The 14,546-nt window shown below is 70.2% G+C and carries 15 protein-coding genes; 10 read left to right on the top strand and 5 right to left on the bottom strand.

The genetic code is table 11. From position 1 onward, the window contains the following. Position 1: 1 nt before the first annotated feature. A complete protein-coding gene (msrB, locus tag NQ151_RS05360; RefSeq protein WP_257527258.1) occupies positions 2-421 on the bottom strand; it encodes a peptide-methionine (R)-S-oxide reductase MsrB in 420 nt (139 codons plus the stop codon). A 70-nt stretch (positions 422-491) separates the two neighbouring features. Here msrB and NQ151_RS05355 point away from each other — a divergent pair, with 70 nt between their 5' ends. The 5 genes from NQ151_RS05355 (at position 492) to groL (ending at position 4,462) form a co-directional block, all read left to right on the top strand. Further along, the gene (locus NQ151_RS05355) at positions 492-1,502 is read left to right on the top strand and encodes a DUF2332 family protein (protein WP_257527257.1); all 1,011 of its coding nucleotides are present in this window, start codon (positions 492-494) and stop codon (positions 1,500-1,502) included. A gap of 9 nt (positions 1,503-1,511) precedes the next feature. Then, positions 1,512-1,772, top strand: coding sequence for a DUF3263 domain-containing protein (locus tag NQ151_RS05350; protein ID WP_257508235.1), 261 nt, complete (start codon positions 1,512-1,514; stop codon positions 1,770-1,772). Between the two features lie 9 nt (positions 1,773-1,781). Continuing rightward, positions 1,782-2,354: a LytR C-terminal domain-containing protein gene (locus NQ151_RS05345; RefSeq protein ID WP_257508236.1), complete on the top strand. Its 573-nt coding sequence runs from the start codon at positions 1,782-1,784 to the stop codon at positions 2,352-2,354. A gap of 144 nt (positions 2,355-2,498) precedes the next feature. Next, a complete protein-coding gene (locus tag NQ151_RS05340) occupies positions 2,499-2,699 on the top strand; it encodes a cold-shock protein (RefSeq protein WP_257527256.1) in 201 nt (66 codons plus the stop codon). A gap of 143 nt (positions 2,700-2,842) precedes the next feature. After that, a complete protein-coding gene (gene groL, locus NQ151_RS05335; RefSeq protein ID WP_257508238.1) occupies positions 2,843-4,462 on the top strand; it encodes a chaperonin GroEL in 1,620 nt (539 codons plus the stop codon). 68 nt (positions 4,463-4,530) lie between these two features. Here groL and NQ151_RS05330 read toward each other — a convergent pair whose 3' ends face one another. From NQ151_RS05330 to NQ151_RS05315, 4 genes are all read right to left on the bottom strand, one after another. Further along, a complete protein-coding gene (locus NQ151_RS05330) occupies positions 4,531-4,818 on the bottom strand; it encodes a WXG100 family type VII secretion target (protein ID WP_257508239.1) in 288 nt (95 codons plus the stop codon). 114 nt (positions 4,819-4,932) lie between these two features. Next, the gene (locus NQ151_RS05325) at positions 4,933-6,681 is read right to left on the bottom strand and encodes a sensor histidine kinase (RefSeq protein ID WP_257527255.1); all 1,749 of its coding nucleotides are present in this window, start codon (positions 6,679-6,681) and stop codon (positions 4,933-4,935) included. Positions 6,682-6,685: 4 nt separating this feature from the next. Further along, the gene (locus NQ151_RS05320; protein WP_257508241.1) at positions 6,686-7,378 is read right to left on the bottom strand and encodes a response regulator transcription factor; all 693 of its coding nucleotides are present in this window, start codon (positions 7,376-7,378) and stop codon (positions 6,686-6,688) included. 80 nt (positions 7,379-7,458) lie between these two features. After that, positions 7,459-7,995 carry a TetR/AcrR family transcriptional regulator gene (locus NQ151_RS05315; protein ID WP_257527254.1) on the bottom strand — a complete coding sequence of 179 codons (537 nt, stop codon included), beginning with the start codon at positions 7,993-7,995 and terminating at the stop codon, positions 7,459-7,461. 111 nt (positions 7,996-8,106) lie between these two features. On the opposite strand from NQ151_RS05315, the gene NQ151_RS05310 reads away from it, so the two are divergent. The 5 genes from NQ151_RS05310 (at position 8,107) to NQ151_RS05290 (ending at position 14,392) form a co-directional block, all read left to right on the top strand. Next, positions 8,107-9,027 carry an alpha/beta fold hydrolase gene (locus NQ151_RS05310; RefSeq protein WP_257527253.1) on the top strand — a complete coding sequence of 307 codons (921 nt, stop codon included), beginning with the start codon at positions 8,107-8,109 and terminating at the stop codon, positions 9,025-9,027. A 297-nt stretch (positions 9,028-9,324) separates the two neighbouring features. Then, positions 9,325-10,719: an ABC transporter substrate-binding protein gene (locus tag NQ151_RS05305; RefSeq protein ID WP_257527252.1), complete on the top strand. Its 1,395-nt coding sequence runs from the start codon at positions 9,325-9,327 to the stop codon at positions 10,717-10,719. Then, the gene (locus tag NQ151_RS05300; RefSeq protein WP_257527251.1) at positions 10,716-11,732 is read left to right on the top strand and encodes a carbohydrate ABC transporter permease; all 1,017 of its coding nucleotides are present in this window, start codon (positions 10,716-10,718) and stop codon (positions 11,730-11,732) included. The genes NQ151_RS05305 and NQ151_RS05300 overlap by 4 nt, the downstream gene beginning before the upstream one ends. Next, positions 11,729-12,649 (top strand): carbohydrate ABC transporter permease, encoded by a 921-nt coding sequence (locus NQ151_RS05295; RefSeq protein WP_257508246.1) that lies wholly within the window; start codon positions 11,729-11,731, stop codon positions 12,647-12,649. Before NQ151_RS05300 ends, NQ151_RS05295 begins: the two co-directional genes overlap by 4 nt. A gap of 15 nt (positions 12,650-12,664) precedes the next feature. Next, on the top strand, positions 12,665-14,392 hold the full coding sequence (locus tag NQ151_RS05290; protein ID WP_257527249.1) for a sugar phosphorylase: 1,728 nt from the start codon (positions 12,665-12,667) through the stop codon (positions 14,390-14,392). Positions 14,393-14,546 lie beyond the last annotated feature (154 nt).

Here is a 14,546-nt window from a genome sequence, read left to right as displayed (position 1 = left end):
CTCACCCCTGGTCTTCCGGGGTCTCCTGCGGGCTGAACTGCAGCGCGACGGAGTTCATGCAGTACCGGTCGCCAGTGGGCGTGCCGAAACCGTCGGGGAACACGTGCCCCAGGTGGGAGCCGCAGCTCGCGCAGCGCACCTCTGTGCGCACCATGCCGTGGGCGTTGTCCTCGACCAGTTCGACCGCCTCGGGCCGCACCGACTCGTAGAAGCTCGGCCACCCGCAGTGGGAGTCGAACTTCGTGCCGCTCTGGAACAGCTCCGCCCCGCAGGCGGCGCAGGCGTACAGGCCCGCGCGGCTTTCATCGAGCAGTTCACCCGTCCACGGGCGCTCGGTCGCAGCTTCCCGCAGCACTGCGTACTGCTCGGGGGCGAGCTCTTCGCGCCACTGGTCGTCGTTCTTGCTCACTGCGTAAGTCATTTGTCGCTCCTTCTCCCCTCCATTCAACCCGACCAGGCGGCGGTGTGTTCCGATCGGGCACAATCGGGAGGTGAGTTCAGAGCCGGATGCCGCCGCCGCCGTCCGCGACCGTTACGCCCGCTTCGCTCGCGACGAGGCGCCCGGCCGGTCCGAGCTGTACCGGGAGTGGGCCGCCGGAATCGCCGCCGAACCAGGCACGCAGGAGCTGCTGGCCCGCATCCCCGCGACGCACCGTCAGCCCCCGCTCGTGTTCGCCGTGACCCGGCTGCTGGGCGCACCCGAATCCGGCTACCCGGACTGGGCGACCTGGCTGCACGCGCACGCCGACGATGTCATCGCGGAGTGCGGGCGGCGCAGCCTGCAGACCAACGAACCGCTGCGCTGCGCCGTGCTGCTCCCGGCCCTCGCGCTGATCCCCGGCCCCATCGCCCTGCTCGAAGTGGGCGCGAGCGCCGGGCTGTGTCTGTACCCCGACCGCTACGGCTACCGCTACCGCCGCCCCGACGGCACGGTGGCGGCCCTCGACCCCATCGCCGGTGCGTCGCCGGTGACGCTGGAGTGCGAGCTGCGCGGGGAGCGGATGCCGCCGCTGGCGCTTCCCGACGTGGTGTGGCGGGCCGGCATCGACCTGGCCCCGCTGGATCCGGGCGACCCGCAGACCGAGGCATGGCTGACCGGTCTGGTGTGGCCGGGGGAGGCGGGGCGCGCCGCGCGCGTGCGCGATGCCCTCGCCCTCGCGGCATCCGACCCGCCGATGCTGGTCGCCGGGGACGCCGCCGACACGATCGCCCGCGTCGCGGCCCTGGCCCCGCCGGAGACGACCCTCGTCGTCACGACCCCCGGCGTGCTCGCCCACATTCCGTGGGCTCGTCGCCAGGCGGCCATCGCGGCCGCTCGGGCGGCGGGACGCTGGGTCACGATCGACGCGCCCGGGCTGCACGACGGATGGACGCGGCCGATCGACCTGGATGCCTGGCCGGGCGGCTTCGCCGTCGCCCTCGACGGCGAGGTGCTCGCCGCGGCCGACCCGCTCGGCGGCTGGCTGGAGTGGCGCGCCGAGGAAGCAACGCTCCCGCGTTAGCGTGGATGCGTGCCCCTTACTCCTCGCGATCGCGCGATCCTCGACTTCGAGTCGGGCTGGTCCCGGCACGGGCCGGTGAAGGAGGAGGCGATCCACGCCCACCTCGGCCTGTCGCCGGCGCGGTACTACCAGCTGCTGGGGCGGCTCATCGACACCCCGGAAGCGCTCGAGTACGACCCGATGATGGTGGCGCGATTGCGCCGCATCCGCGACGCCCGGGAGCAGGCCCGTCGCGCCCGCGTCGCGATGAGCCCTCGAGTGGCCAGGTAGCATTCCAAGGTGCCGAGACCGACCTACCCGAAGGATCGCTTCGACCAGCTGCCGCCGTCGAGCGGCCGCGTCGGCGCGCACCGGGCCGAGAATCCCCACATGCGCGGCTGGGTCGTGCTGCTGTGGGCCGCCGTCGCGACGGTGGTGCTCGTGGCCGTCGGAATCTTCGGCACCCTCGTGTTCACGGGCCGCGTGACGCTGTTTCCCACGGCCGAGCCGACGGTGGCGCCGGCGCCGGTGGTGACCCCGGTCCTGGATACGACCTACGACGTGCTGGTGCTCAACGCCACGCCCGAGGCGGGGCTGGCCAGCCGCACCCGCGATGAGATCATCGCCGCCGGGTGGCCGGCGGACCTGGTGCTGGCCGGCGACGCCGGGTCGGAGGACTTCGCCACCACCACGGTGTACTACCCGTTCCCCGCCGACGAGGCCGCCGCCCTCGCGCTGGCCGAGGTGATCGGCGGCGCCGACGTCGCCCAGAGCGTGGTGTACCAGCCGCTCGACAACGCCGAAGCCCGCCAGCTCGCCGTCGTGCTGGGTCTGGACCGCACCGCTGCCGGAACGCCGACACCGGCATCCTGAGCCCCCTCACGCGGCCGATCCGGGGCCGTGTGTTACGCGCGTGTGAAAACTTCGATGCACGCGCGTCAACAGTTGCCGATTCGGCGAATCGCCGCCTGAACTGCTGGTTACGCTGACGACGTCCCACTGCAACAGGAGATTCGCATGGCCAACGGCACCGTCAAATGGTTCAACGCTGAGAAGGGCTTCGGTTTCATCACCGGCGCCGACGGGCAGGACGTGTTCGTCCATTACTCGAACGTCGAGATGGATGGATTCCGCGTGCTGGAAGAGGGCCAGCAGGTCGAGTTCACCGTCGGGTCGGGGCAGAAGGGCCCGCAGGCCGAAGCAGTGCGCGTCCTCTGACGCCCCCTCCTGTTGGTGTGTCGGTGTGTGTCGACGCGCCCGTCGTGGCTTGCACTCGCCTGGGGTGAGTGCCAGAATGGCTTAGCACTCACTCCTGTTGAGTGCTAAAAGACATTCCTACGTCCGGGAGGGACGACACACACATGGCAAAGATCATCGCTTTCGACGAAGAGGCTCGTCGTGGCCTCGAGCGCGGCCTGAACATTCTGGCTGACGCCGTCAAGGTGACGCTCGGCCCGCGCGGTCGCAACGTCGTGCTCGAAAAGAAGTGGGGCGCTCCCACGATCACCAACGATGGCGTCTCGATCGCCAAGGAGATCGAACTCGACGACCCGTACGAGAAGATCGGCGCAGAGCTCGTCAAGGAGGTCGCCAAGAAGACTGACGACGTCGCGGGCGACGGCACCACCACCGCCACCGTTCTCGCCCAGGCACTGGTCCGCGAGGGCCTGCGTAACGTCGCCGCCGGCGCCGACCCGATCTCGCTCAAGCGCGGCATCGAGAAGGCCGTCGAGGCCATCACGGCCGAGCTGCTCGCATCCGCCAAGGAGGTCGAGTCCAAGGAGCAGATCGCTGCCACCGCGTCGATCTCGGCCGCTGACGCATCGATCGGCGCGCTCATCGCCGAGGCGATCGACAAGGTCGGCAAGGAAGGTGTCGTCACCGTTGAGGAGTCGAACACCTTCGGCACCGAGCTCGAGCTCACCGAGGGTATGCGTTTCGACAAGGGTTACATCAACCCCTACTTCGTCACCGACGCCGAGCGCCAGGAAGCCGTCTTCGAGGACGCCTACATCCTGATCGCGAACCAGAAGATCTCGAACATCAAGGACCTTCTGCCGATCGTCGACAAGGTGATCCAGGAGGGCAAGGAACTCGTCATCATCGCTGAGGATGTCGAGGGCGAGGCTCTGGCCACGCTGGTGCTCAACAAGATCCGCGGCATCTTCAAGTCGGCTGCCGTCAAGGCTCCCGGCTTCGGCGACCGTCGCAAGGCCCAGCTGCAGGACATCGCGATCCTCACCGGCGGCCAGGTCATCACCGAAGAGGTGGGCCTCAAGCTCGAGAACGCCACGACCGACCTGCTCGGCCGTGCGCGCAAGGTCATCATCACCAAGGACGAGACCACCATCGTCGAAGGTGCCGGCGACTCGGCTCAGATCGAGGGTCGCGTGACCCAGATCCGCCGCGAGATCGAGAACACCGACAGCGACTACGACCGCGAGAAGCTCCAGGAGCGTCTGGCCAAGCTGGCCGGTGGCGTCGCCGTCATCAAGGCCGGCGCGGCCACCGAGGTCGAGCTCAAGGAGCGCAAGCACCGCATCGAGGACGCCGTGCGCAACGCGAAGGCAGCCGTCGAAGAGGGTGTCGTCGCCGGTGGCGGTGTCGCCCTCATCCAGGCCGGCAAGAAGGCGCTCGACGCCCTCGAGCTGACCGGTGACGAGGCTACCGGCGCGAACATCGTGCGCGTCGCGATCCAGGCTCCGCTGAAGCAGATCGCTCTGAACGCAGGCATGGAGCCCGGTGTTGTCGCCAACAAGGTGGCAGGTCTTCCCCTGGGTCACGGCCTCAACGCCGCGACCGGCGAGTACGGTGACCTGTTCGCACAGGGCATCATCGACCCCGCCAAGGTGACCCGCTCGGCGCTGCAGAACGCCGCATCCATTGCCGGCCTGTTCCTGACGACCGAGGTCGTCGTCGCCGAGAAGCCCGAGAAGTCGGCCGCTCCGGCCGGTGACCCGTCGGGTGGCATGGATTTCTGATCTGATCAGAGTCTGACGTAAACGAAGGGCCCCTCCCATGTGGAGGGGCCCTTCGTCGTACGTGCGGGCTACCGGAACAGGCCCGCCGTCGTGGCCTCGGTCTGCGCGTACTGCTGACCGGCGGTCGCCAGCGCCGTGCTGATGTCGGCGAGGGTCGCCTCCACCTCGCGCTGGGTGGCCCGCCAGCGGTCGATCACGGCTTGAAAGCCCAGGGCGGCAGTCCCGGTCCACGACGACTGCAGCGCGGTGAGCTGGGCGAGCATCGCCGAGGTCTCGCCGGCGAGGCGGTCGGCGGTGCCGCGGACGGCCGCGGTGGCGGTGAGGACGGCGTCGCTGTCGACGGAATAGATCGGCATGGGGTGCTCCTTCCGAGCGGATGCCGCCACGCTACGGCGCCCACGCGCACCGCGGATGCCGCGATCGGCCGAACCGGGGATCCGTCGCGGGGCCCGGGTGCTGGGGAGGAGGCGTCAGGCCTCGGGATCGGTGAGCCGCGGCATCGGCTGCGTGTCGATCTGCAGGTGCTCCGCCGCGTCGCGGGTGCGGGCGAGGGGGAACGCCACGCGGAACGTCGCACCGCCGCCGGGGGTGTCGCCGACCTCGATCGAGCCGTGCAGGGCCTCGACGATGGCCGCGACGATCGACAGGCCGAGTCCGGAGCCGCCGGTCTCGCGTGTGCGCGACGTGTCGGCACGCCAGAACCGCTGGAAGATCTTGTCGCGGATCTGCGGGGGTACGCCCTCACCGTGGTCGCTCACGGCGATCCACCCCATGCCGGCCTGGCGATCAATGCCGACGGTGAGCTCGATGGGGGAGTCCTCGGGGCTGTACCGGCGGGCGTTGCCCAGCAGGTTCGTCACCACCTGCCGGATGCGGTTCTCATCGCCCAGTACGATCGGGGCCAGCACAGCGCCGGCCAGCGGCACGGTGGTCACCGGCTCCGTAGCGGCATCCTGCTCGTGGTTGGGGTGCCGCGGCTTGCGGCGCAGCAGCGACAGCGTCGCGCCGGCCAGTCCGGTGCCCGGAGCGGTCGCGCCGCGCCGGCGATGCGGGTGTGGCTGGTCGTGCTCGGTGACGGATGCCGGACGAGGAATGGTCCCGGTGGCGGCGGTGGTGTCTAGCACGGTCACGGTGCGAAGCGGCGATGCTGCGCGGGCGTCCAGCGCGGCGTCGCGGGCGATGGGGCGCAGGTCGATGGGCGCGAACGCGAGGTCGCGGCGCTCGTCGAGTCGGGCCAGGGCCAGCAGGTCCTCGACCAGCACCCCCATCCGGATCGCTTCCTTCTCGATGCGGTCCATCGACTGGGCGACCTGCTCCTCGCCCGAGATCGCGCCCATGCGGTACAGCTCCGCGTAGCCGCGCACCGTGACCAGCGGGGTGCGCAGCTCGTGGCTGGCGTCCCCGATGAACCGGCGCATCTGGTTCACGGTGGCATCGCGTTCGGACAGTGCGGCATCGATGCGGCCCAGCATCGCGTTGATCGCCGTCTTCAATCGCCCGACCTCGGTGGTGGCCGGTTCGATGTCGGTCATGCGCAGGCTGAAGTCTCCCGCCGCGATCGCATCCGCTGTCGCCTCCACCTGCCCGAGGCTGCGGAACGTGAGGGTGACGATCCATCGCACCAGGAAGGCGCTCGCTATCACCGTGATCAGCGCGAGGAAGCTGTAGATCCCGAGGAACGACGCGAGGAAGCGTTCGTTGGGCGCCGTGGGCAGGGCCACGAGCTGGGTGTAGAAGGCGCCGGCGGCGGTGTCCTCCACCCCGACGGCGGCGCGGTAGGCGGGGCCGCCTTCGCTGTTGGCGAGGTCGAACACCGTGTTGGGGCCGTAGATCGTGGCGTCGGCCAGCGTGAAGCTCGCCGGAAAGACGGGCTCGGGTGCGCCGTTGCCGCCGCCGCTGGTGAGGAAGGAGCCGTCGGGACCGTAGATGGCCACGAAGTAGGCGGTGGCATCCGAGCGCACCTCGAAGTCGTGGCCGGTCTCGGTGACCGTTCCGGTGAACATGCTGCTGACGGCATCCGTCACGGCCAGCTGCTGCACCTGCGCGTCGAGGTTCGCCGCGAGCGTGTTGCGCAGGAACGCCAACGTGCCGACGCCGGCCGAGACGAGCCCGATGGCCAGCACCGCGACGGTGACCCCGGTGACCTTGGCACGCAGGCTGACGCTGCGCCACCAACTGGTCAGCGCATCGTTCTTACCCGCGTGGGCTGCTATCGCCACCGGCTCACGCGGACTTGCCGGCCTTGAGCATGTAGCCGAAACCGCGCTTGGTCTGGATCAGGGGTTCGGAGGAGTGCGGGTCGATCTTGCGGCGGAGGTAGGAGATGTAGCTCTCCACGATTCCGGCATCCCCGTTGAAGTCGTACTCCCACACGTGGTCGAGGATCTGCGCCTTGCTGAGCACCCGGTTGGGGTTGAGCATGAGGTAGCGCAGCAGCTTGAACTCGGTGGGGGACAGGTCGATCGACACGTCGCCGACGAGCACGTCGTGGGTGTCCTGGTCCATCGTCAGTTCGCCGGCGCGGATGATCGACTCCTCGTCGGCCTGCATCGTGCGGCGCAGGATCGCCTGGATGCGGGCGACGATCTCGTCGAGGCTGAAGGGCTTGGTGACGTAGTCGTCGCCGCCGGCGTTGAGGCCGGTGATCTTGTCCTCGGTCTCGTCCTTCGCGGTGAGGAACAGGATCGGGGCGGTGTAGCCGGCGCCGCGGAGCCGCTTGGTGACGCTGAACCCATTCATGTCGGGCAGCATGACATCCAGCACGATCAGGTCGGGCTCTTCTTCGAGGACGGCCGAGATGGTCTGGGCGCCGTTGGCGACGGCGCGCACCTGGAAACCGGCGAAACGCAGGCTCGTGATCAGCAGGTCGCGGATGTTCGGCTCGTCGTCGACGACAAGAATGCGCGGAGCGGTCATGCCCTCATTATGGCCATCGAACCCACGTGCTGTCTGGACGTCGGCCGGAGCGGCTGGCATCCCGCACCCGTCCGGGTGGTCTACGCGGCCAGCGCGGCATCCACTGCCCGCGCGATCACCGCCTCGACCGGTGCGTCGGGATCGACCGTCATCCGGTGCAGCAGCGCTCCCTCCGCCGTAGCCATGAGGAACCTCGTCTGCCGTTCGGCGGCCTCACCGCCCAGGTCTCGCAGGATCCCGCGTATCCAGGCCTCGAACACCGCGCGCTGCTCGAGGAGTGGCTGCGCGGCCTCGGCGTCCGCCTCGAGGAACAACGCGTACCGCGCTCGGGTGCGCAGTATCTGAGGGCCCGATTGCACCTCGATCATGCGGGTGAACCCGGCGACGAGATCATCCCGCGTACGGATGCTGGGCAGACCGGCGTCGGCGCGCTCCTCGGCGGCGATCCACTCGATGACCCCGGTGACGAGCGCTGCGCGGGTGCGGAAGTGGTTCGACGTCGACCCCGGCGGCAGTGCTGCCGCGGCATCCACCCGTCCGTGCGTGAGGGCGCGGATCCCCTCACCGCCGACGAGCTCGACGGCGGCGTGCAGGGCACGGAGTCGGGTGCTGCTCACGCTGCGAGGGTACTACGACGTTTCTAGTGACAGGGCACTATGAACGTAGTATTCTGCGTGCGAACAGTGCGGTTCCGCCCGTCGCGGGACCGTCGTGAGAGGAGTCGAGCCATGGATGCGTCGCACGCGGGCGGGCCGTCGGCCGGAACGGTGGCGTGGGTGCCGCCGCTGCCGCAGGCTGCGGGGTTCGAGCACGTCGTCATCGAGACACCGGGGCTGCGAAGCCATGTCGCCCTCGTCGGTGAGGGGCCGCCGGTGCTGCTGCTGCACGGTTTCCCGCAGCACTGGTGGCAGTGGCGGGAGGTCGCGCCGGCGATAGCACGGCGGGGCTACCGCGTCATCTGTCCGGACCTGCGCGGTGCGGGCTGGACGTCAGCCGACGACCCGCGCATTCGTCATGAGACCCGCATGCACGACGTCCTCGCGCTGCTGGACGCGCTCGGCGTCGCGCGCGCCGACGTGCTGACCCACGACCTCGGGGCCCTCACGGGTATGCACCTCGCCTACGCCCATCCGGAGCGGGTGCGCACCCTGGTGCAGCTCTCGGTTCCGCCGGGGTTCATGCGGTTCACCCCGAAGATCGTCCCCGCGTTCCGCCATTACCCGTCGCTGATAATGAGCAGCCCCGACCGCTCGCTGCGATGGCTTCTCGCCCCGCCGTACACGGTGCGGCCGATGACCGAAGAGACCCTCGATGGGTACCTGCGCGTCGAGCAGCGGCCCGAGATCCGTGGCATGGGCCGTGCCGTGGTGCTCGGCATGATCACGCCCGAGCTTCCCCGGCTGGTGGGGACCTACTACAAGCGCCGACGGCTGCAGCCGCCCACCCTCGTCGCCTTCGGCCGGCTGGACGACCCGTTCACCGAGCCGACGGTGCGCGGCATGTGCCGCGACCACGAACGCTCCGCCGAACGGTTCGAACTGGCGTTCGTGGACGACGCCGCCCATTTCATCACCGACGACGCGCCGGACGCCGTCGTCGAGCTCGCCGTCGACTGGTTCGGGCGGGGGCCGCAGTCCGCACACCGCTGACGGCGAGGGCGGCGCCGGTGCCGGCGGTCGGCCGCGCGCCGCGGGACTGTTGCCGGGGTGAGGAGATCTGCCGGAATGCGGATGCTGGGGCGGGGAGGGCCCGCATTCCGGCCGATCCCGTCGTTGCGGCGTGGGTGGGCCGGGGCCTCCTGGGCGTGCGGCGGGCCGCGGCACGCACGGCCGCGGCTGGGGGTTACGCGTCGCGCGCGGCGTTGACGGCGGCGGCGGACACCCCTAGCTTCTACGCATAACGCGTCCCGGGACGTGTGTTCGGCAGCATCCAGCGCAAGGAGGCGCATGGTGAAGATTCGTGCCATAACAGTGACCATCTCGGCGATCACGGCCGCACTCGTGCTCGGCGGGTGCACCGCTTCGGACGACAACGGCGATGGGGGCGACGGCGGGACCCTGACCTTCTGGGTGCAGGAGGACCTGCCCGACCGGGTCGCGGCGACGCAGGCGATCGTCGACGATTTCTCGGAGGAGAGCGGCGTCGAGGTGGAACTGGTCTCGGTCGCCGAGGACCAGTTCAGTCAGCTCATCACGTCGGCTGCTGCCGCGGGCGACCTGCCCGACGTCATCGGCGGCATCTCGCTGCCGCAGGTGCGCACGCTCTCGGCCAACGAGCTGATCGACCCCGACGCGGTCGCGAGCGTCATCGACACGCTCGACCCGGCCACCTTCTCCGCGAAGGCCCTCGAGCTGACCGCGGATGGTGACACCCAGCTCGCCGTGCCGAGCGAGTCGTGGACGCAGATGCTGTACTACCGCACCGACCTGTTCGAGGCGGCCGGGCTCGATGCCCCCGACTCCTACGACGCGATCCTCGAAGCAGCCGCGGCGCTGGACAGCGACGAGGTGGCCGGTTTCGTCGGCGCGACCGCCCCCGGCGACGCGTTCACCGAGCAGACTTTCGAGCACATCGCGCTCGGCAACGGCTGCGAGCTGGTCGACTCCGACGGCGAGACGCAGCTGGATTCGGATGCCTGTGTGGCGGCGTTCGACTTCTACGGCGACCTGGTGACCAACTACTCGGTGCCCGGGGCGCAGGATGTGGACACCACGCGCGCGACCTACTTCGCCGGGGATGCGGCGATGTTCATCTGGTCGAGCTTCGTGCTGGACGAGCTGGCCGGGCTGCGCGAGGATGCCAAGCCGTCGTGCCCGGAGTGCGTCGAGGATCCGGCGTTCCTCGCTGCCAACACCGGTGTGGTCACCGCGATCGCCGGTCCCGACGCCGACGCGCCGGCGCAGTTCGGCGAGATCACGTCGTGGACGATCACCGACGGCGCCGAGACCGAGTCGTCGCAGGCGTTCATCGAGTACATGATGACCGACGGCTACGAGCCGTGGATCGCGATCGCCCCGGAGGGCAAGGTGCCGGTGCGCACCGGAACCGCCGACGAGCCCACGCTGTACGCCGACATGTGGAGCACGCTGCCCGCCGGGGTGGACACCAAGGCGCCGCTGTCGGACTTCTATGCCCCCGAGGTGCTCGAAGCCGTCGCCGCCGGACCGGAAGACCTCGCCCGCTGGGGCATAACCCAGGGGCAGGGCACGCTGCTGGGCGCGCTGCAGGGCGAACTGCCCGTCGCCGAGGCTGTCAGCCAGGTCTCCCAGGGGGATGACCCCGCCCAGGCGGCGACCACCGCCGCTGAGGCGGTGCGCGCCGTCGCGGAGTCGATCCAGTGACCCAGGTGGCCGGCGGGCCGGGCCTGGTCGGCGCGGCCCCCGGTCCACCGGAGGCACCCGCGCCCGCGCGACGCGGCCGTCGGACGCGCCGGGGTGCGGAGGAGAACCGCGCCGGGCTGCTGCTGATCTCCCCGACCCTCATCATCGTGCTGGTCGCGGTGGTGCTGCCGATCCTGTGGGCCATTGCGCTGGCGTTCCAGGACGTGCGCCTGATCAACATCCGCGGCACCGGGTTCTTCGGCGAGTACACCCTGGAGAACTTCGTCAACGTCCTCACCTCGCCCGGGTTCCTGCAGGCGCTGTGGACGACGGTGGTGTATTCCGTCTGCGGCACGGCACTGGCGATCGGCATCGGGCTCATCGCCGCGCTCGCACTGCGCGCCCCGTTCCGCGGGCGGGGCCTCATCCGCGCCTCGCTGCTGCTGCCGTACGTCGCACCGGTCGTGGCGGCCACCTTCGTCTGGTCGACCGCGCTGAACGCGCAATACGGCATCGTGAACTGGTTCGGCACCACCGTGCTCGGGTGGGAGGAGCCGGTGGCGTTCCTGTCCGACCGCGCCCTGCCGGTGTCGATCTTCGGGTGGGAGGTGGAGCTGCCCATCGCGCTGATCACCGTCATCTGCTTCGAGGGGTGGCGCTCCTTCCCCTTCGCGTTCCTCTTCCTCACCGCACGCCTGCAGGCCGTGCCCGCCGTGCTCGAGGAGGCCGCCCGCATCGACGGGGCCACCCCCACTCAGCGCTTCCGGCACATCCTGCTGCCGCAGCTGCTGCCCACCATCGCGGTGCTCAGCGTGCTGCGGTTCATCTGGACCTTCAACAACTTCGACGACATCTACCTGCTCACCGGCGGCGGCGCGGGCACGGAGGTCGTGTCGGTGCGGGTGTTCGACTACCTCACCGCGCGCGGCGATATCGGCGCCGCGGCGGCGCAGGCACTCGTGCTCGCCGGCATCCTGGCGCTACTGGTCTGGGCGTACCTGAAACTGTTCGGCCGGCAGGAGGAACAGGCATGACCACCGCCGTCGGCAAGCCGCCCGCCGCCACGCAGGCCCACGCACGGGGCGTCGGCCGCGACCGGTTCGAGATCGCCCTCTTCGGCATCCTGCGCCCGGTCGTCATCGTCCTCCTGCTGCTGGCCGCCGTGGTGCCGTTCTACTACATGGTGCTGCTGAGCTTCCGGTCGCTCGACTCGCTGCTGCAGAACCCCGGCGCGCTGTGGATCTCGATCGACGAGCTCAACCTGGCCAGCTACATCGAGGTGCTGGCGCCGGTGTCCGAGGGTGGCCAGGGGTTCGTCGTCTTCATGCGCAACTCGCTGCTGGTGGCGCTCGGCACCGTCGCGGTGACACTGCTGGTGGCGATCCCCGGGGCGTATGCCATCAGCCGGCTGAACTTCTTCGGCCGCCGCCAGGTGTCGGGACTGTTCCTGGCGGTGTACTTCTTCCCCAGCATCCTGCTCGCCGTTCCGCTGTTCGTGTTCTTCACGCAGATCGGGCTGCGCGGGTCGCTCTTCGGGCTGCTGATCGTCTACGTCTCGCAGGTGGTCGCCGTGTCGATCTACACGCTGCGCAACTACTTCGCCACGATCCCGGTGTCGCTCGAGGAGGCCGCCGCGATCGACGGATGCAACCGCCTGCAGACCATGCGCCGCATCAGCCTGCCGCTGGCGATGCCGGCGATCGTCTCCAACGGCCTGTTCATCTTCATGATCGCGTGGAACGAGTTCCTGTTCGCGTTGCTGTTCCTGGTGGAAAAGCGCGACTCGTGGACGGTGTCGCTCGGGCTGTCGCAGCTGTCGGGCAGCATCGAGGTGCCCACGACCGTGCTGATGGCGGGGTCGGTCATCCTGACGCTGCCGATCATCGTGCTGTTCTTCGCGTCGGAGCGCCTGCTCGTCGGCGGCCTCACCGCCGGCGCCGAGAAGGGCTAGCGCGGGAGCGCGCGGATGACCGACGTGGATGCCGCGGCGTTGCGCGACCGGCTCGCGCCGCTGGTGACGCAGCTCTATGCTTCCGACGGCCCGGAGGTGCTGGCGGGCCTGCTCTCCCTCGTTGAGCGGTGGACGCCCGCCCTGCGCGGCGCGGGGCGCCCCCGGCCAGACCAGGGGAGCGCCTACCTCATCACCTACGGGGATGCGTTCCGTCGGGAGGGTCAGGCGCCGCTGCACACGCTGGCCGAGGTGCTGCGCGAGCACGTGGGCGACGCCGTCACCGACGTGCACCTGCTGCCGATCTACCCCTGGACCTCCGACGACGGGTTCGGGGTCGTCGACCACCGGCAGGTGAATCCCGACCTCGGGTCGTGGGACGACGTCGCCGACCTGCGCACCGACCACGCGTTGGCGCTGGACTTCGTTGCCAACCACGTCTCGTCCGCGAGCGCGTGGTTCCGGGGGTGGCTCGCCGGCGACCCGCGATACGCCGGGTACTTCCTCGACCCCGGCGCCGACTTCGATGTCTCCCGGGTGGTTCGGCCCCGCACGACTCCACTCGTCCACGAGTATCCGCTACCCGACGGCACCACCGCGCGTGCCTGGACGACCTTCGGGCCCGACCAGGTCGACGTCGACCCGCGCACCCCGGCGGTGCTGCTGGAGCTGACCGACGTGCTGCTCGGGTACCTCGCGCGCGGGGCGACGACGGTGCGGCTGGACGCCATCGGGTTTCTGTGGAAGGAACCCGGCACCACCTGCATCCACCTGCCGCAGACGCATGCCGTCGTCCGCATCTGGCGTGCGCTCGTGGATGCGCTGGCCCCGGGCATCCTGCTGCTGACCGAGACGAACGTGCCGCACGCCGACAACGTGCGCTACTTCGGTGACGGGTCCGACGAGGCGCACATGGTCTACCAGTTCGCGCTGCCGCCGCTCGTGCTGCACGCGTTCGTCACCGGGCGCGCCACGGTGCTGACGGAGTGGGCGAGCGGCATCGGGCCGGTCAGCGACAGCGCCACGTGGTTCAACTTTCTCGCGAGCCACGACGGCATCGGGCTGCGGCCGACGGAGGGGCTGCTCACCGACGACGACCGCGCGCTGCTCGTGGAGCGCACTCTCGCCCGCGGCGGCCAGGTGTCGCTGGCGTGGCGCCCCGACGGCACGAGCGGCGTGTACGAACTGAACACGAACTACCTCGACGCGCTCGTGTCGCCGGATTCCGCCGACCCCGACGGTGACGCCGTGGCGCGCGGACTCGCGGCCCACGCGATCCTGCTGTCGGTGGTGGGCGTGCCCGCGATCTACTACCACTCGCTGCTGGGCTCGGGGCAGGACCGCGCGGGAATGGAACAGTCCGGCATCCCGCGCCGCATCAACCGTGAGGTGCTGGATGCCGATCGGTTGCGGGCCGAGGTGAGCTCGTCGCCGCGACGGGCGGGGATGCTTCAGGGGCTCCGCGGGCTGCTCGCGGCCCGTCGAGGGCTGCCGGGGCTGTCACCCTTCGCCGCGCAGCGCGTGGAGCGGCTGGACGAGCGGGTGGTGGTGATCCGCCGCGCCGCGGGGACGCCCGACGAGGTCGTGGCCGTGACCAACGTCAGCGGCGACCACCTGGAATTGCCGGCGCTGTCCGGCACGGATGTGCTCACCGGCATCCACCACCACGGCGTGCGGCTGGGGCCGCACGGGTATGCGTGGCTCGTCGGCACCCGGGGCACGTCGGGGTCGGGTTTGCCGGAGTGAGGGGATCTGCCGGGATGCGGATGCCTGGGCGCTGAGGGCCCGCATTCGGGCGGATCCCCGCATTTCGGCACAGGGCGGGTGCGGGGCGGCGGGTGGTTGCGGGCGCGGCCGCGGGCCGGGTGCGCGGCGCCCCCGCGGCGGAATTCAGGCTGAG

It is taken from the genome of Microbacterium sp. zg-YB36 (assembly GCF_024623575.2).
Classification (GTDB): domain Bacteria; phylum Actinomycetota; class Actinomycetes; order Actinomycetales; family Microbacteriaceae; genus Microbacterium.
Note: the sequence above shows the minus strand (reverse complement) of the source record. Positions and strands in the feature narration are given on the sequence as shown.